This window comes from Salmonella sp. SJTUF15591 (assembly GCF_043356435.1).
GTDB lineage: Bacteria > Pseudomonadota > Gammaproteobacteria > Enterobacterales > Enterobacteriaceae > Salmonella > Salmonella enterica.
Genome location: NZ_JBEUJO010000007.1, coordinates 219,583 through 236,862 on the forward strand (window position 1 = coordinate 219,583; position 17,280 = coordinate 236,862).

Annotated in this window: 13 protein-coding genes and 1 tRNA gene; 11 read left to right on the top strand and 3 right to left on the bottom strand. The window is 54.3% G+C overall.

The annotated features are described in order from the left end of the window. The first annotated feature begins 261 nt into the window (after window positions 1-261). From ABVM99_RS17365 to ABVM99_RS17375, 3 genes are all read left to right on the top strand, one after another. Window positions 262-1,371, top strand: coding sequence for a glycerol dehydrogenase (locus ABVM99_RS17365; RefSeq protein ID WP_023194636.1), 1,110 nt, complete (start codon window positions 262-264; stop codon window positions 1,369-1,371). Between the two features lie 93 nt (window positions 1,372-1,464). Beyond that, window positions 1,465-3,024 (top strand): PstS family phosphate ABC transporter substrate-binding protein, encoded by a 1,560-nt coding sequence (locus ABVM99_RS17370; protein WP_077684041.1) that lies wholly within the window; start codon window positions 1,465-1,467, stop codon window positions 3,022-3,024. A gap of 9 nt (window positions 3,025-3,033) precedes the next feature. Beyond that, a complete protein-coding gene (locus tag ABVM99_RS17375) occupies window positions 3,034-3,579 on the top strand; it encodes a hypothetical protein (protein ID WP_023194638.1) in 546 nt (181 codons plus the stop codon). A 46-nt stretch (window positions 3,580-3,625) separates the two neighbouring features. On the opposite strand, the gene glpD is transcribed toward ABVM99_RS17375, so the two are convergent. Further along, window positions 3,626-5,134 carry a glycerol-3-phosphate dehydrogenase gene (gene glpD / locus ABVM99_RS17380; RefSeq protein ID WP_023194639.1) on the bottom strand — a complete coding sequence of 503 codons (1,509 nt, stop codon included), beginning with the start codon at window positions 5,132-5,134 and terminating at the stop codon, window positions 3,626-3,628. Window positions 5,135-5,332: 198 nt separating this feature from the next. Between glpD and glpE the strand changes: the two genes are divergently transcribed. The 3 genes from glpE (at window position 5,333) to ABVM99_RS17395 (ending at window position 7,417) form a co-directional block, all read left to right on the top strand. Beyond that, the gene (gene glpE / locus ABVM99_RS17385) at window positions 5,333-5,659 is read left to right on the top strand and encodes a thiosulfate sulfurtransferase GlpE (protein ID WP_020899329.1); all 327 of its coding nucleotides are present in this window, start codon (window positions 5,333-5,335) and stop codon (window positions 5,657-5,659) included. A 75-nt stretch (window positions 5,660-5,734) separates the two neighbouring features. After that, on the top strand, window positions 5,735-6,565 hold the full coding sequence (gene glpG, locus ABVM99_RS17390; RefSeq protein ID WP_000928705.1) for a rhomboid family intramembrane serine protease GlpG: 831 nt from the start codon (window positions 5,735-5,737) through the stop codon (window positions 6,563-6,565). 93 nt (window positions 6,566-6,658) lie between these two features. After that, the gene (locus ABVM99_RS17395) at window positions 6,659-7,417 is read left to right on the top strand and encodes a DeoR/GlpR family transcriptional regulator (RefSeq protein ID WP_000815085.1); all 759 of its coding nucleotides are present in this window, start codon (window positions 6,659-6,661) and stop codon (window positions 7,415-7,417) included. Here ABVM99_RS17395 and rtcR read toward each other — a convergent pair. Continuing rightward, the gene (gene rtcR, locus ABVM99_RS17400) at window positions 7,414-8,997 is read right to left on the bottom strand and encodes an RNA repair transcriptional activator RtcR (protein WP_023194640.1); all 1,584 of its coding nucleotides are present in this window, start codon (window positions 8,995-8,997) and stop codon (window positions 7,414-7,416) included. The two genes, ABVM99_RS17395 and rtcR, sit on opposite strands and share 4 nt — an antisense overlap. 189 nt (window positions 8,998-9,186) lie before the next feature. Here rtcR and ABVM99_RS17405 point away from each other — a divergent pair, with 189 nt between their 5' ends. The 5 genes from ABVM99_RS17405 (at window position 9,187) to ABVM99_RS17425 (ending at window position 14,144) form a co-directional block, all read left to right on the top strand. Then, window positions 9,187-10,740 (top strand): TROVE domain-containing protein, encoded by a 1,554-nt coding sequence (locus tag ABVM99_RS17405; protein WP_023194641.1) that lies wholly within the window; start codon window positions 9,187-9,189, stop codon window positions 10,738-10,740. A gap of 158 nt (window positions 10,741-10,898) precedes the next feature. Further along, window positions 10,899-11,015, top strand: a tRNA-OTHER gene (locus ABVM99_RS17410). Window positions 11,016-11,334: 319 nt separating this feature from the next. After that, window positions 11,335-12,549, top strand: a complete 1,215-nt coding sequence (gene rtcB, locus ABVM99_RS17415; RefSeq protein WP_001105531.1) for an RNA-splicing ligase RtcB — start codon at window positions 11,335-11,337, stop codon at window positions 12,547-12,549. Window positions 12,550-12,552: 3 nt separating this feature from the next. Continuing rightward, entirely contained in the window at window positions 12,553-13,587 is a 1,035-nt protein-coding gene (rtcA, locus tag ABVM99_RS17420; RefSeq protein WP_023194642.1) for an RNA 3'-terminal phosphate cyclase, read from the top strand. Next, window positions 13,584-14,144: a hypothetical protein gene (locus ABVM99_RS17425; protein WP_023194643.1), complete on the top strand. Its 561-nt coding sequence runs from the start codon at window positions 13,584-13,586 to the stop codon at window positions 14,142-14,144. Before rtcA ends, ABVM99_RS17425 begins: the two co-directional genes overlap by 4 nt. A 114-nt stretch (window positions 14,145-14,258) precedes the next feature. Here the strand turns inward: ABVM99_RS17425 and malT are convergent, their stop codons facing one another. Beyond that, complete coding sequence (malT, locus tag ABVM99_RS17430; protein ID WP_058800528.1) at window positions 14,259-16,964, bottom strand: HTH-type transcriptional regulator MalT; 2,706 nt, start codon at window positions 16,962-16,964, stop codon at window positions 14,259-14,261. Between the last annotated feature and the right edge of the window lie 316 nt (window positions 16,965-17,280).

A 17,280-nucleotide genomic window follows, 5' to 3' on the forward strand; every position in this document is an offset into this window, starting at 1 on the left:
CATATAGCGTCAATTCCATACTCTAAGGAAGGTTATATTTTGTGATTTGCTTCAAAAATGAACGGAGATAAGGTGAGAAAGAGCGGATAGCCCAATGGAAACTGCTCATCGGTCTAATACATAGCCAAAATTGTGCGCTGCCTCACAGGATAAGATGATGCTCTCACCTGGTCATTGTGCGTTCAGAGTAAACAGCATTAAATTCTTTATGTGGAATTTGTGTTCTGTATATTGAACTTTAATGCTTTTTAAGGAGAAACAATGGTTACTACCGCGATCTTTCCGTCACGATATGTTCAGGGTAAAGGAGCATTGACAACGCATCTCCCGCAGGAATTGGCCGCACTCGGTCATAAGGCGCTGATTTTGCAGGATCCTGTTGTTCACAACACCTACCGGGATACAGTTGCAACAGCACTGCACGGGGTGATTGAATTTGATATCGAAGTGTTCAGTAGCGAGTGCAGTGATGAGGAAATTGCTCGCATCTCCGCACGCGCGCAGGAAATTGGCGCCGATGTGATTGTCGGTATGGGGGGTGGGAAAACCCTGGATACGGCAAAAGCAACCGGCGCCAGCCTGCGGTTGCCTATTGCCGTGGTTCCTACTCTGGCCTCAACGGATGCGCCGTGCAGTTCACTGGTTGTTATCTATACGCCAGAAGGGCAATTCAAACGCTACCTGATGATTCCACGTAACCCGACGCTTGTGCTGGTGGACAGCAGTATTATTGCTGCCGCGCCGGTACGCTTTTTGGTTTCCGGGATAGGCGATGCGCTGGCAACCTGGTTTGAAGCGGAAGATTGCCGCATCAAAGGGGCAGGCAATATGACCACCAGGCCAGGACCGATGACCGCATTTGAGCTGGCGCGCTTTTGCTACACCACCTTAATGCGCTATGGGCGTCTGGCGAAGCTTGCCTGTGAACAACATCAGGTTACTCCAGCGCTCGAACATGTTATCGAAGCGAATACACTATTATCCGGGCTCGGTTTTGAAAGCGGTGGGCTGGCGGCGGCGCACGCCATTCATAACGGTCTGACGGTACTGCCCGCCACGCACAAATACTGGCATGGGGAAAAGGTTGCGTTTGGCACGCTGGCAATGCTTATGCTCACCGATAGAGCGCCTGAGCTTATCGAGGAGGTTTATCAATTTTGTGAAGATATAGGCTTGCCCACCACGCTGGCGGATATTGGTCTGGCTGGCGTTAGCGATGATGAACTGCTGGCCGTTGCCAGGGCCTCTTGTCAAACTGGGGAAACGATACACAACGAGCCGTTTACCATTACGCCGGAGGCTGTGCAGGCGGCATTGCGGGCCGCCGATGCTGTTGGGCAGGCGCGGAAAAAGATCGATCTTGCAGGTTAATGTGAGCCTGTAAATAAAAAACGGCAGCCGGAACTTTCAACTTCTGTCTGCCGCTATCGTGAATGTTTTAACGTCGCGATTTCAGAAAAATGCATGGGTGGGCTCAGGACTACCGGGTTTATACTTCCGTTATCGCAGGGATTAGCGGATAGAAAAATGAAAAATGCTAATTGGCTTTTTTTGTCAATCATAATGGCGTTTATCGGCGTGCCGCTGCTGGTGAACATTATTACGATTATCGTGGGGGGAATGTGGGCGTGCATTAGCGTTCTTGAAAATAGTATCCCCGTCGCGCAATCTATTGAGAAGGCGACCATTATCCCGGTAGCGCTTCTGGGCGCAGGGTTAATTTTTCTTTGTGGCCGAATATGGGGAAAGGGAAATGCATCAGAGGTAAATCCAGAATGGCGTGATTGCTGCCTGCTTATGCCCGCTCTGGTGGTGCTGATGGGGTGGGTCATCCTGATGTTTCTCACCGATCTTAATATTCACGCGATAGGGCGTAAACCCATCGCCCAGGTGGTGCAAACGCTTTGGTTAGTACCCAGCGTAATATCCTTTTTCAACGGCTGGGTATGGGCAGTGTTGCTCATCCCGGTTGGCTCGCAGCTCTGTTTTGCATTGGGGTATGGCGGTGCGCGTTGGGGAGTGCTACGCGGCGGTGCGGGCTACTCTTGTCGTAATCTGCTGGTGATTTGCCTGCTGTTTTTCGGGAGCTGTGTCGTATACCAGTCACATCTTTATGCCGTGAAGTATCCCGCTCCCGAGAGCAGTGAATATCTTTATTTCCGCGATTATCAGGCGCACACATGGGGCAACAAGCTAACCGGGCTGCGCGATGAACCGACACTTTTGCTCACTCAAAATTGGCCGCGGCTCGATGGCGCAACGGCTGGCTTGCCGTTATACGCCTCGGCTTTTTATGCGCTTACGCGCTTTCCGGATGATATCTGCCCTGAAGACTACCTTGAAAACCAGGGAACCATTGAAGCCTATCAAAATATCCTTAACGGTAATGCCGATCTTATTTTTGTCGCCCAGCCTTCCACTGCTCAAAAGCAATTGGCCGAGGCCAGTGGCGTAAAACTGGTTTACACCCCCTTTGCACGTGAAGCGTTTGTGTTTATCGTCAACCAAAACAATCCCGTGTCATCGTTGAGTGATGTACAAATTCGCGGCATTTTTAGCGGAAGAATCACCCACTGGAATGAGGTAGGCGGAGAGGCAATCGACATTAAGCCCTGGCAGCGACCGGAAAACTCTGGCAGCCAAACGGCGATGCTGGCGAAGGTAATGAAAGAAACAAAGCTGATGCCAGCGCAAACAACATCAGTGGCAACCGCAATGGGGGAAATGGTGGATATCGTGGCTGAGTATCGCAATACGCACAACGCCATTGGCTATACCTTTCGTTATTACGCTACGCAGATGCACAGCAATAAAGAGATTAAATTACTGGCGATAAACGATGTTGCCCCGACGGTTGAAAATATTCGTAACGGCAGTTACCCGTACACGGTTGATGTTTATATGGTCACCCGTGAGCACCCCACAGCGGAAACACAAAAGCTGGTGGACTGGTTTCTAAGCCCGCAGGGACAACAGTTGGTACAGGATGTGGGATATGTGCCGCTGTATCCGGCCGCGAAATAAAGGGACTAAATGGAAGATGTTAAATTATATGTGGAACGGGTAGGCGTAGACCCGGCCAGTGGCGCTGATATTCGTATTGCACGGCGTGAATCCACTTCGTGGCATAAAGATATTGTTGCTGAGCTGATTAATCAGGTCCTCCGGTGTGGTGCAGCATTAATCATCATCGCTGTGCTGACCGCCTGCGATGATCGCCAGGTAAGCTATTTTCCTGATTATGCCGCCATACCCGAGCAATCCGGTATCTGGACCTGGCTACCTGTGTTCTTTCCATCGTCCGCCAGTGAAATAGAGATGACGTTTAACCTGGACAGCAATCTTTTTTATGCTGACTTTAGCGTGGCCGACGGTGATAAACGCGCGCATTTTGAAAGCGTGCTGGGGGAGGAGAGCGTGGTTCATTATGCCAACTTTACTCATAAAAGCTGGTGTAAAACGGGGAAAACTCTCTGGAATAGCGAAGCGCGGGCAAAACCCTTCTTTATTACCAAAATAAGTGTCGATCGCTACCGTATCACTAATCATATGCCCGGCTGTACAAAACCCGGCGAGTGAATGCGGTATGTGGCGAAAAGGGCGGTATAAACCGCCCCGGATTTTATTACGACGCCAGTGAAAGTTGGTGTTTCTCAATATACGCCGCCAGCCACTGGGTGATGCGGGACTGCTGCTCGGCGGTCAGCCACATGCCTTCTTTGGTGCGACGCCAGATAGCGTCTTCAGTACGGCGCACCCATTCGTGATCCACCAGGTACTTGAGTTCCGCTTCGTAAAACTCATGACCGAAATCTTCGCCTAAATCAAGCAGCGACGTGGCTTCGCCGAGAATCCACTCCGTGTTGCTGCCGTAAGTGCGCGAATAGTGGCGCGCCAGCGATTCCGTCAGGAATGGGTAACGACGACGCAGCTTCGCCGCGTAATCTTCGCGGCTGCCGTCGATGTCGCCGCCGGGCAGTACGCACGTTTTGGTCCATGCTGGCCCGATGCCTGGATAATAAGACGCCAGTTTTTCCATCGCGTGTTCGGCCAGCTTACGGTAGGTCGTGAGCTTACCGCCAAACACGGAAAGCAGCGGCGCTTTGCCGTTTTCATCATGAATATCAAGGGTATAATCGCGAGTGATCGCCTGCGGTGAGTCGGACTCATCATCGCACAGCGGACGGACGCCGGAGTACGTCCAGACGATGTCATCGCGCCCCAGTTGTTTCTGGAAGTGCGCGTTATAGACCTTCAACAGGTAATTAATTTCGCTCTCTTCAATTTTTACCGCTTTCGGATCGCCTTTATATTCGACATCGGTTGTGCCAATGATCGAAAACTCTTCCATCCACGGAATGACAAAGACGATACGCTTATCTTCGTTTTGCAGAATATACGCCTGCTTCTGATTATGGACGCGCGGCACGACGATATGGCTGCCTTTGATCAGGCGGATGCCATACGGCGACGGCAGGTGCATCCCTTCGTCGAAGAACTGTTTGACCCACGGTCCGGTGGCGTTAACCAGTCCGCGCGCCTGCCAGACATATTTTTTACCGGTGTCGATATCTTCCGCTTCGACAATCCACAGACCATTTTCCCGACGAGCGGCGGTTGCGCGAGTACGGGTAAGGGCTTCGCCGCCTTTACGCACCACCATCTGTGCGTTAGCCAGCACCAGACGCGCATCGTCTACCCAGCAGTCGGAATATTCGAATCCGCGCACAATTTCCGGTTTGAGCACCGAATCTGCGCCAAACCGCACACCGGTGGAACCGGGTAAACTGGTACGTTTGCCGAGGTGATCGTACATAAACAGACCGATACGGATCATCCAGGCCGGACGTAAATGCGGGCGGTGCGGCAGACGAAAACGCATCGGGAAGGCGATGTGCGGCGCCATTTTCAACAGCACTTCACGTTCTGCCAGCGCTTCGCTGACCAGGCGGAACTCGTAGTGTTCAAGGTAGCGTAAGCCGCCGTGGATAAGTTTCGAACTGGCGGATGAGGTCGCGCAGGCCAAATCCTGCGCTTCCAGCATGAGTACGGACAAACCGCGTCCGGCGGCATCAGCCGCGATGCCTGCACCGTTAATGCCCCCGCCTATCACGATCAGATCTTTGGTTTCCATGCTGCCCTCTTGCACTTTCGTTAAAGTTCAAAAATGTTCGTTATCGAACATAATAGCAAAGAAACGCGCTATTGGTAACATCGAAAAAACATTTTAGAGTGATATGTATAACATTATGGCGTTAAGCTACTCCGTCAACGTACACTGGGCGATAAAATGCCTTAATTGGCTTCACCGGCAATAATGAAAGAGCGATTCATGGAACAATTTGAATGTATCACTGTAGAAGAGGCGTATCAGAAACTGCGCCAGGGCGCGGCGGTGCTGGTCGATATTCGCGATCCGCAAAGTTATGCCATGGGTCATGCGCCGCAGGCGTTTCACTTGACTAACGATACGCTGGGCGCGTTTATGCGTGAGCATGGTTTCGATACCGCGGTGATGGTAATGTGCTATCACGGCAACAGTAGTAAAGGCGCCGCGCAGTATCTGCTCCAGCAAGGCTATGATGCGGTTTACAGCATTGACGGCGGGTTTGAGGCCTGGCATCGCCGTTTCCCTGCCGATGTCGCGAATGGCGCGTAATCCCATAAAGATGCAGCCTCCGACGAGAAGGGTATATATACTGTCTTCTTTTGTATGGACTAAGCGACAGCAATAATGTTGATGATTACTTCCTTTGCGAATCCTCGCGTGGCGCAGGCATTTGTTGATTACATGGCCACCCAGGGCGTCATTCTTACTATTCAGCAACATAATCAAAGCGATATCTGGTTGGCAGATGAATCGCAGGCCGAACGTGTGCGGGTCGAGCTGGCGCGGTTTATAGAAAATCCCGGCGATCCGCGTTATCTGGCGGCTAGCTGGCAGTCCGGACAGACTAACAGCGGGCTACGCTACCGCCGTTTTCCCTTTCTCGCCACGCTGCGTGAACGAGCCGGCCCTGTTACCTGGATCGTGATGCTCGCCTGCGTGGTGGTCTATATCGCGATGAGTCTCATCGGCGATCAGACGGTGATGGTATGGCTGGCGTGGCCGTTCGATCCGGTTTTAAAATTTGAAGTCTGGCGCTACTTCACCCATATCTTTATGCACTTCTCACTGATGCATATTCTTTTTAACCTGCTGTGGTGGTGGTATCTCGGCGGGGCGGTAGAGAAGCGCCTGGGCAGCGGTAAATTAATCGTCATTACAGTGATAAGCGCGCTGCTAAGCGGCTATGTACAGCAGAAATTTAGCGGCCCGTGGTTTGGCGGACTGTCTGGCGTCGTCTATGCGCTGATGGGGTACGTGTGGCTGCGCGGAGAGCGCGATCCGCAAAGCGGAATTTACCTTCAGCGCGGCTTAATTATTTTTGCATTATTGTGGATAGTCGCTGGTTGGTTTGACTGGTTTGGCATGTCTATGGCGAACGGCGCGCACATCGCCGGGCTTATCGTCGGTTTAGCGATGGCCTTTGTTGATACGCTGAATGCGCGAAAACGAACGTGAGGCGTATCCGGCCTGTGGTCGAGATATTTTTCCAGGCCGGGTAGGGCGAATGCCGCTATCCGGCGCAAGGTTGGTTACTTTCAGAGATTATTCATGAAACAAACACAACGGCATGACGCGATCATTGAACTGGTGAAAAAACAGGGGTACGTCAGTACGGAAGAGCTGGTGGAGCATTTTTCTGTCAGCCCGCAAACCATTCGTCGGGATCTTAACGATCTGGCGGAACAGAATATGATTTTGCGCCACCACGGCGGCGCGGCGTTGCCCTCCAGCTCGGTGAATACGCCGTGGCACGATCGTAAGGCGACGCAAACGGAAGAAAAAGAGCGCATCGCTCGCAAAGTCGCGGCCCAGATCCCCAATGGTTCAACGCTGTTTATTGATATCGGCACGACGCCGGAAGCCGTAGCGCACGCCCTGTTAGGGCACAGTAATTTGCGGATCGTGACCAACAATTTGAACGTAGCGAACACGCTAATGGCGAAAGAGGATTTTCGTATTATCCTCGCCGGCGGCGAACTCCGTAGCCGCGACGGCGGCATTATTGGCGAAGCGACGCAGGACTTTATCGCCCAGTTCCGTCTCGATTTCGGCATTCTCGGTATTAGCGGTATTGATAGCGACGGCTCATTGCTGGAATTTGACTACCATGAGGTACGCACCAAGCGCGCGATTATCGAAAATTCGCGCCACGTGATGCTGGTGGTGGATCACTCTAAATTTGGTCGTAACGCGATGGTAAACATGGGCAGCATTAGTATGGTCGATGCGGTCTACACCGATACCCTGCCGCCGCCGGGCGTGATGCAGGTGTTGACGGAGAACCATATCCAACTGGAGCTGTGTTAATTCTGTAAAACGTCCCACGTCAGACCAAAACGCGCCAGGTACTTACGCAGCCGGTCAGCGTCATTCACCGTGGCTTTCCCCTGACGGGAAACGTTGAATAGCTGCCGCCCGGCGTCGGAAAGGGTTTTCGCCTGGCGGCAGACCGCAACGACGTTTTCCAGTTGCATACGGTCAAACAGATCCAGCGCCGTTGCGTCAATGCCCGGCAGTCCGTCGAGCGCGGAGGGGCGATGGTCATTCCAGCTATAGCGCAAACGCGCGATTTCATCGTCTACCGTTTCGACCGTGATTCGCCCGTTGTCCGCCAGCGTCGCCATGCGGGTGACGCTGGCGGAGAGTTCGCGGAAGTTACCGCGCCAGGCGGCCTGCGGCGAGGTGGCGAAGCTCAGCCAGGCACGGCGCGCTTCGGTATTAAAACGCACGCTGTCGCCGGTTAGCGCCGCGTGGCGTTCCAGTTCGTAGTCAAGGTTTGGCTCAATATCTTCCTGGCGCTGACGCAGGCCCGGTAGTTCGAAGGTCCAGAGATTAATGCGCGCGTACAGGTCTTCGCGGAATGTCCCCTCCGCCACTCGCTGGCGCAGGTCGCGCACCGTGCCGGCAATCAACTGGAAATCGCTGCTGACCTGCTGGTCGCTGCCGAAAGGGTAAAAGCGTTTCTCTTCAATGGCTTTCAGCAACATGGCCTGTTCATCCGCGCCCAGCTCTCCCACTTCGTCAAGAAACAACATGCCGCCGTCGGCGCTGCGCAGCAGCCCTGCACGCTCCTCTCTCGCGCCAGTAAACGCCCCCTTAACGTGGCCGAACAGCGCCGACATCGCCGTGTCGCCGCGCAGGGTGGCGCAGTTCACTTCGACAAACGGGCCGCTGAACTGGTGGCGGGCCAGTTTTAGTTCATAGATGCGACGGGCGAGAAACGACTTGCCCGCGCCGGTCGGGCCGTTGAGCAGGATTGGCGAACGGGAGCGTATCGCGACGCGCTCAATTTGCTCAATCATCCGGTTGAAACACGGGTTGCGGGTTGCAATGCCGGACTTCAGGAAGTTGAGCGTCTCCTCCCGCTCCTGGGCGAAGCGGGTGGCGATGTCATTGTAGCGGCTGAGGTCGAGGTCAATAATCGTCACGTCGCCCGTGCTATGCGATTTATCTTTTTTGCGCGGCGGCGAGGTCTGCGCTAATCGCGCCGGTAGATAGCGCGCCTCCGCCAGCAGGAACCAGCAGATCTGCGCGACGTGGGTGCCGGTGGTGATATGAATCAGATAGTCTTCATCTTCGGGATGAAAGGTATGGTTGCGGGCGAAATCGTGCAGGCAGGCGTAAACCTCTTCGAAGTCCCACGGGTTGCGGATCGCGATTTCTACGCCGACGACTTCCGTTTCCGGCGAGACGCTGGCGATATCCTTCTTTAATCCTTCAAACAGCGAGCGAGAGCGGGCATCGTACAGCAGTTCCAGGCGGTGAACGACCAGCGTCTCCTGCTGGCACAGACACAAAGTAGGGCGCCATTTTTCCCAACGTTGACTGCCGCGTCCTGCATAGTCGAGTACCGTACCGACAAAACCAAAGGCCACCGTTTTTCGCATCTTAGATTTCCTTCTAAAAGACGAGATAATTTTATCGCTTTTTAATGACTACCGTGCAGGCATTTTTCTTTCACTTGAACGCTAAAGAAATAAATCAATTAAAAATCAATAGATTAAAAAATAATTTATTTTCTGGCACGCTGGTTGCAATAACCATGGCATGGAGAATAACGGAAATGGGAAAAACAAATGGCTAATCCACTTTTGTTCCGTTCGCTGTTAAGGGACGTGCCGCTGGCCAACGCCAGCAATCAGCAAGGCGCAGCGGCCTTTGCCTTCACCCCGCGCCATAAACTGGCGCAAATGGTGATGACCGGCTGCATGAACGAGACTTTTTATGCCAACGGCCAGGCGCAGCTAAATGATGTTCTGGCGACGGCGAAAGATCTCGACGATCTGTTTTTAGCGCAACTGGCGATTTATGGCCGCGAACGCGGGATGATGAAGGATATGCCCGCGCTGTTGACCGCCATTCTGGCGGCGCGTGGTTCGGCGCTGCTGCCGGTAGTATTTGCGCGGGTGATCAACAATGGCCGGATGCTGCGTAACTTTGTGCAAATGTTGCGCAGCGGCGTGACCGGGCGGCGCTCGCTGGGGACGCGGCCAAAGAAGCTGGTGCAGCGTTGGTTGCAGAACGCCAGCGAAGAGCGCTTATTGCAGGCATCGGTGGGCAATGCGCCGTCGCTGGCGGATATCGTCAAAATGGTGCACCCACGGCCGCAGGCGGCGTGGCAGGAAGCCTTCTTCGCCTGGCTGATTGGTAAGCCGTGCGATAAGGCGCAGCTGCCGGAAAAAACGCGCGCGCTGCTGGCGTTTCGTGAAGGCGACATGGGCGCGGCCTTACCCGATGTGCCGTTTTTACTGCTGACCAACGCGCCGCTGAGTCGCGAACAGTGGGCACAACTGGCGCAGCGGATGAGTTGGCAAACGTTGCGGATGAATTTGAATACGCTGGCGCGTCATGACGTGTTTGAGAATACAACGCTTGCCGCCAGCGTGGCGCAGCGGCTGGCGGACAGAGCGCAGGTGCGCCAGTCCTGGGTTTATCCTTATCAGTTGCTGTCGGCGTGGAGCAATCTGCAAAGCGGCGTGCCGCAGGTTATTCGCGAGGCTTTAGCGCAGGCGATGGAGTACGCGCTGGAGAACATTCCGCCGTTTCACGGCAATGTGGTGGTCTGCCCGGACGTGTCGGGGTCGATGAAGTCGTCGATAACCGGCTATCGCAAGGGGGCGACCAGTAAGATCCGCTGCGTGGACGTTGCCGGGCTGATCGCCGCCGCCGTGCTGCGTAATCATCCGCAGGCCCGCGTGCTGCCGTTTGAATGCGATGTGGTTGACGTGCAGCTTGATGCGCGCCAGTCGGTTATGCACAACGCGCAAAAGCTGGCGGCGGTTGGCGGCGGCGGCACCAACTGCTCCGCGCCGCTGCGTAGGTTGTTGAACGAGCGGGCGCGGGTGGATCTGGTGATTATGGTGTCGGATAACGAATCGTGGGTTGATAAATCGCGCCATGGCTCAACGGCCACCATGGAATGCTGGATCGAACTGAAAAAGCGCAACCCGCAGGCGCGCCTGGTGTGTATCGATCTGCTGCCTTACGGTACCACCCAGGCGGCGGAACGAAGCGATATTTTGAACGTCGGCGGCTTCAGCGACGAGGTGTTTACGGTGATAGATAACTTTGTTAACGGTCGCTATGGCAGCGCGCACTGGCTGGAAGAGATTGAAGCCGTGACGCTGTAAAGAGTATTCAGCGCGGCGCGAATGCTGGCCGGGATTACATCTTTCCCGATGCGTATCATCCCGGCTATGAATTTGTCGCGCAACGCTGAAGGCACGAATGCTGGTGGATCTACATCCTATGAAGATCCAGGTCGCAGGTTCGAGTCCTGCCGGAGTCTGACTCCGTAGCTCAGTCGGTTAGAGCAGGCTGATCCACCTCAACTTGTCGTGCCACCCTGTTTTGGCGAATGCCTGTGGATCTACATTTGTTGCGGGTTCGAGACCCGTCAGAGCCCGGCTCTGTAGCTCAATGGTAGAGCGGTGTATTCACATAAACTTGTCGCCATTTTTAACGAAGGCAGCGAACGAGGTTAAACCCGTGGTGCTGTATGAAAATTCAGCATGGTACGAATGCTGGTCAGGATTACATCTTTCTTAATGGCTATCATCCTGGCTATTTATTTGCCATGCCACCCTGTTTTGGCGAATGCCGGAGGATCTACAGGTTATGCGGGTAGTGCCGCTAGCAGGTTCAATCCCTGCGCCTCCGGTTTAACCGGAGTTAAGATTCTTCACCACTTGTCGCCACCCTAATGATTAAAATGAGAAAAAATAATGAATTACGAATTGATGACCACCCAGAACGCACCGGTAAAAATGTGGACCAAAGGCGTACCGGTAGAAGACGATGCCCGTCAGCAGCTGATCAATACAGCGAAAATGCCGTTTATTTTCAAACATATTGCCGTTATGCCGGATGTGCATTTGGGGAAAGGATCGACCATCGGTAGCGTGATCCCGACGAAAGGGGCGATTATTCCGGCGGCGGTGGGCGTGGATATCGGCTGTGGAATGAACGCGCTGCGTACCAGCTTAACGGCGGCCGATCTGCCGGAAAATCTGGCGGAACTGCGTAGCGCCATAGAGGCCGCTGTGCCTCACGGGCGTACCACCGGACGCGGGCGTCGCGATGTGGGCGCATGGGGAAACCCGCCCGCCAACGTTGATGAAAAATGGGCGCAACTGGAAGCGGGATATCAGTGGTTAACGCAAAAATATCCGCGCTTTTTGAATACCAATAGCTATAAGCACCTGGGAACGTTGGGAACCGGTAACCACTTTATTGAGATCTGTCTGGATGAAACCGATCGGGTATGGATCATGCTGCACTCCGGTTCGCGCGGGATCGGTAACGCCATCGGCACCTATTTTATCGGCCTGGCGCAGCAAGAAATGCAGGAGCAGTTAGAAACGCTGCCGTCCCGCGATCTGGCGTATTTTAATGAAGGAAGCGAATATTTTGATGATTACCTGAAAGCGGTACACTGGGCGCAGCAATTCGCCAGCCTGAACCGCGAGGCGATGATGGAAAACGCGCTGGCGGCGCTCCAGCGCTGCGTGGAAAAACCGATCGCCCTCGATATGGACGAGATCAACTGCCACCATAACTATGTGCAAAAAGAGCAGCACTTTGGCGAAGAGATCTATGTGACGCGTAAAGGGGCGGTTTCGGCGCGGCGCGGTGAGTTCGGTATCATTCCTGGTTCGATGGGGGCGAAAAGCTTTATCGTGCGCGGGCTGGGTAACGAAGAGTCGTTCTGTTCGTGCAGCCACGGCGCCGGGCGTGTGATGAGCCGAACGAAAGCGAAGAAACTGTTTAGCGTTGACGATCAGATTCGCGCCACCGCGCATGTCGAATGCCGTAAAGATGCGGACGTGATCGACGAGATCCCAATGGCGTATAAAGATATTGATGCGGTGATGGCGGCGCAGTCTGACCTGGTGGAAATCATGTACACCCTGCGGCAGGTGGTGTGCGTTAAAGGATAGAAAATGGCAAGGATTATCGCGCTGGATGGCGCACAGGGAGAGGGCGGCGGGCAGATTTTGCGCTCGGCGCTGAGTTTATCAATGATAACCGGCCAGCCGTTTGAAATGAGCGGCATCCGCGCCGGGCGCGCCAAACCGGGGCTGCTACGCCAGCATTTAACGGCGGTGCGGGCGGCAACGGAAATCTGCGGCGCGCAGGTGAACGGCGACGAGCTGGGCTCGCAGCAGTTGCGTTTTACGCCGGGGCCGATTCGCGGCGGCGAGTACCGTTTCGCGATTGGTAGCGCGGGCAGTTGTATGCTGGTGCTGCAAACCGTCCTGCCCGCGCTGTGGTTTGCCGATGGTTCATCCCGCGTGGAGGTTCACGGCGGGACGCATAATCAGGCCGCGCCCAGCGCCGATTTTATCTGCCGCGTCTGGGAGCCGCTGTTGGCGAGGATGGGCATCAGCCAGCGTACCACGCTGATAAAACACGGCTTTTATCCGGCTGGCGGCGGCGCGGCGTCAACGGTCGTCGAACCGGCAGCGTCTTTACGCGGTCTGACGCTGATATCGCGCGGCGAGACGCTGCGTATCACCGCCGAAGCTTTGCTGGCGGCGGTTCCTTACCACGTTGGCGAACGTGAAGTCGCAACGCTGGAAGCCCACTTCCCGCAGGCGGAGAAAAACGTCGTTGCGCTGGAAGGCGGCTGCGGGCCGGGCAACGCGCTGTCGCTGATGATTCAAAGCGAACAACTGACCGAACTGTTCGCCGCGTTCGGCGTAAAAGGCACCAGCGCGGAAGCGGTAGCTAATCAGGTTGCGCATGAAGCGCGGCGCTATCTCGCAAGCCCGGCGGCGGTGGGAGAGCATCTGGCCGACCAGCTGATTTTACCGCTGGCGCTGGCGGGCGAAGGCGCGTTTACCGTGGCGCGGGCTTCCGCTCACTTGCTTACCAATATTGTGGTGGTGGAACGGTTTTTGCCGGTAACGTTCAACCTGGAGGAGGCGAGGGGGATGGTGCAGGTTATGGTAAGTAAAAAGGATAGCGGATCATGACATACCACGCTGATTTCCTTGATGCTGAACAACGCGTTGCTGACGCCATCCCGGAGAGGGATGTTAATCCCTTTTCCGGCCCTTCAACGATGCGGCGAAGAGTGCTGGTGAGTCAGGACGGCGAGCCGGTTATCGTGCTGTGTCTTTTTGTCGCGCTGGAAGAGGGGCGCTGGATCGTTGAGCAGTGCTTCAGCGGCATCATGAATAATGATAAGACTATTGCGATATTATACGGTCAGCACGTTCACTTATTTGATACGGATTCATATCAGGTTAAGAGCCTGTTTCTTGATGATTATGTTGGCCATATTTATTCAATACCCGATGTTTGGGATCATAAGGCCTCGCTGAGCGAGAATTTCCTGGTCACAACCTTTCAGTATACGTTTCTTATCAACGTGAGTTCCGGCATTATCTGGCGATCGGAACCGTGTGGTATTGATGGCGTCATTATTCACGATATCCGGGAGGGTATTATTTATGGCAGTGGCGAATGGGACCCGCCGGATGGATGGGCGCCATTTAACCTGCGGCTGAGCGACGGCCATCGGGCCTGAAGCCAACTCAGCGTCTGGATTTACGTTTATGCTCCCGGCCTACAAAACCAGCAATATCAATATGATTTAAAATGACTCTGCAGGCCTGATAAGCGAAGCGTTATCAGGCACACGTTAAACCCCGTACCCCATCATCTTCAGCAACTGCTGCGCGTGCTGTACCGCATCCTGACGGTGCGCGACGCCGAGTTTCTGGTAGAGGTTGCGGATATGCGTCTTAATGGTGGTCGCGGCCACCGCCAGTTCGCCGGCAATCTGTTCGTTGCTGTAACCGGAATAGATAAGCCCTAACACCTGCCATTCACGCTGGGTGAGCGGGCTGGTGCGAATAAGCTCCGGGACATCCGGATGATTAAGCAGGCGCTCGACGAAGCCTTCGTCAAAATGGGCGAATTTATGCCGGTGATGTTGGTTAATCTCTCGCAGGATGCGCTGCGCGCGATGCTGCTCCATCTCCGGCAGCGTATTTAGCTGGATAAGCTGACGCAATTGCTGCGCCATGGCTTCGCCTTCAATCACAAAATGGCTGATAAATCCGGTGCGGTTGGCGAGCTGTAAGGCATCAAGCAATACGCGCTGGGCGTCGTTTTTCCGCCCGGATTGCCAGTAAAGCTGATTGAGTAACAGCAGATTGCGGTTTAAATCGCTCATTAAGCGCAGGCTACGGGCATTCTCATTTAACTCTTCCAGCACGATTTCCGCAGGCTCGAATTCGCCCAGCAGGATCTGCGCGCGGGCGATATTCCGCCATTGCCCTTGCAGAAAATGGTTATTGGCAAACGCCGGTTTTGGCGTATGGCGTAACCAGTTGGCGGCGGATTTCTTGTCGCCGGTTAACTGCCAGTAAATGACACGCACCTTATCGGCGTTAGAGATCCAGTCGCAGTGATAACGACCATTGCCTAATAAATTTTCCAGTCGGTTAAGCTGACTACGGGCATTATCCAGATCGCCGCGCGCCAGCGAGCACTGCACCAGTAACGTCAGGCACTGCAACTGTTGTTGCGGCTGGAAGGTGGACAGCACAGCGATACCGCTGCGCGCCGAGGCTTCCGCTTCGTCAAGGCGCGCCCACGCCCACAGCAATTGCGCGCGGATACGTACCAGAAACTCATGCATCGGCAGTTGTTCCAGATGTTGCTCTTTGATCAACTGGAAGGCTCTCTCCTGCGTTTCCCATGCGGCCTGCAGGAATCCCTGGGCGAACTGAATTTCGCTTTGTTGAATTAAGCTCCACAGCGCGTAATGCCAGACGTCATGATGGCGCGCCATTTGTTCGGTTTGCTGCATCAGCGATAAAGACTGGCTGAGATCGCCTTTACAGTGCAGCACTTCGCCGTGAACGGAGGTCGCGACAATACGGCTATAAAACCAGGCGAGAGGAAGCTCATCCAGCGCCAGTTTCGCCAGCCGCTCTGCCTCTTCTGGATTGCCGTCGTTGATGGCGACCTGGGCGCGCAGCGCGTTAAATTCAGCATGCAGCGTGCCGTCCATAACCCCTTTGATCTCTTGCTCGGCGCGCGCCAGCAGCGTATTCACTTCGCTGTAGCGGTGTTGGCTTTGCATCAGCCAGGCCTGTAACAACACCAGCCGCGGATTTTCCAGCAGGCTTTCCCACGGCAGCGCTTTTAATGACTCTTCCAGCAGCGCCAGTTCACTGTGATTAAACAGCCCCCACGCATGGTTAAGCAGGATATCGCGCAGCATTTGCGCGTCACCCGCCGCCAGCGCATGATGTATAGCTTCGCTGGGAAAACCCTGTTCCATCCAGCTTTCCGCGGCCGCACGGTGGATCTCCGGCAGTTCCGCCGCCAGTTCCCACTGGCAACGCTGGCGCAGAAAGCTACCAAACAACGGGTGATAGCTAAACCATTCGCCCGTGTCGTCCATGCGTTGCAGGAATAACCCCTGGCGCTCAACCTCCTCCAGCCGCATCTGGCCGTTTTCTTCGCCGGTCACGCGCACGATCAACGCGTCATTCATTGAGCGTAAGATCGCGCTTTTAAGTAAGAAATGTCGGGTGCTGACATCCACGTTATCCAGTACTTCGTCCACCAGATAATCAGAAAGGTGGCTGGCATTAATCCCGGCAAGACGGCGGGCGGAGTGATGCGCAGAGGTATGGTTCTGGCGCGCGGAGAGGGCGATCAACTGTAGCGCAGTGGCCCAACCGGCCACATCATCGCACATGCGGCTGCTCTCAGCGGCTTCAATGGGCGACGAAAGACGACGGTCAAAAAATTGCTTTGCTTCCTGATGGTTAAAAGCCAACTGCTGGCTGCCGATTTCCAACAGCTGATCGCGCACGCGCAGGTTAGCGATGCCCAGTTGCGGCAAATTACGCGATAACACCACCAGGGTGAAATTTTCCGGCTGATGCCGTAAGAAAAAGCGCATCGCGTCGTGAATCACCGGATTGGTAATCAAATGGTAGTCGTCAATCACCAGATAAAGCGGGCGATGCCACTGCGCCAGTTCAATAAAGAGCTGCGCGAAGAGGGACGTCAGGCTGGCATACTGACGTTTTTGCGCCATCGCTTCGCTGGTAGAGCAGTGTCCGCCGGTGGCCTGTTGGATAGCGGCAATTAAGTAACTGGCGAATCGCTCTTGCTGGTTATCGCCTTCGTCGAGAGAGTACCAGCCTAATTCATTTTTGCCCGCCGCCCACTGTGAGACAAGCGTGGTTTTCCCATAGCCAGCAGGACTGGTTACCAGGGCGAGCCTGAAATTGTTCGCGCCGGAAAGTTTAGCCAACAGCCGCTCACGAACCACGGTATGGTCGAGACGAACCGGACGACTTAATTTAGACGGAATCAACATAGCAATCACTTCACTGTGGGAAATGGGGGGAACTGCGATTTTTTTTGCGCTTCGTAATTAATAGATATAAGGTCGGCCAGAAAGCATTTTAATGCAAGCTAAGCAGACTTTTTATGTGTCTGAATTTGCACTCTGTCACAATTCTAAATAACGGTATTAAAAAAGTATTCGGCGCGGTTGAAACGAGCGTCAGAGCTGGGCTGAGGTCATATTTCCGTTATTATAAATAATGTCCTGGACATCATCCGGATTTAACACAATGGCGATACCAGGCGTTTAATTAATTATGTTTAGTGAGTGAATCTCCCGCCGCTGA

Coding starts and splice junctions, on each gene's coding strand:
- glpD (WP_023194639.1), bottom strand. CDS start 5,134: ATGGAAACCAAAGATCTGATCGTGATAGGCGGGGGCATTAACGGTGCA.
- rtcR (WP_023194640.1), bottom strand. CDS start 8,997: ATGCGAAAAACGGTGGCCTTTGGTTTTGTCGGTACGGTACTCGACTAT.
- ABVM99_RS17370 (WP_077684041.1), top strand. CDS start 1,465: ATGGGTGGGCTCAGGACTACCGGGTTTATACTTCCGTTATCGCAGGGA.
- ABVM99_RS17425 (WP_023194643.1), top strand. CDS start 13,584: ATGACATACCACGCTGATTTCCTTGATGCTGAACAACGCGTTGCTGAC.
- glpE (WP_020899329.1), top strand. CDS start 5,333: ATGGAACAATTTGAATGTATCACTGTAGAAGAGGCGTATCAGAAACTG.
- ABVM99_RS17365 (WP_023194636.1), top strand. CDS start 262: ATGGTTACTACCGCGATCTTTCCGTCACGATATGTTCAGGGTAAAGGA.
- rtcB (WP_001105531.1), top strand. CDS start 11,335: ATGAATTACGAATTGATGACCACCCAGAACGCACCGGTAAAAATGTGG.
- malT (WP_058800528.1), bottom strand. CDS start 16,964: ATGTTGATTCCGTCTAAATTAAGTCGTCCGGTTCGTCTCGACCATACC.
- ABVM99_RS17405 (WP_023194641.1), top strand. CDS start 9,187: ATGGCTAATCCACTTTTGTTCCGTTCGCTGTTAAGGGACGTGCCGCTG.
- glpG (WP_000928705.1), top strand. CDS start 5,735: ATGTTGATGATTACTTCCTTTGCGAATCCTCGCGTGGCGCAGGCATTT.
- ABVM99_RS17375 (WP_023194638.1), top strand. CDS start 3,034: ATGGAAGATGTTAAATTATATGTGGAACGGGTAGGCGTAGACCCGGCC.
- ABVM99_RS17395 (WP_000815085.1), top strand. CDS start 6,659: ATGAAACAAACACAACGGCATGACGCGATCATTGAACTGGTGAAAAAA.
- rtcA (WP_023194642.1), top strand. CDS start 12,553: ATGGCAAGGATTATCGCGCTGGATGGCGCACAGGGAGAGGGCGGCGGG.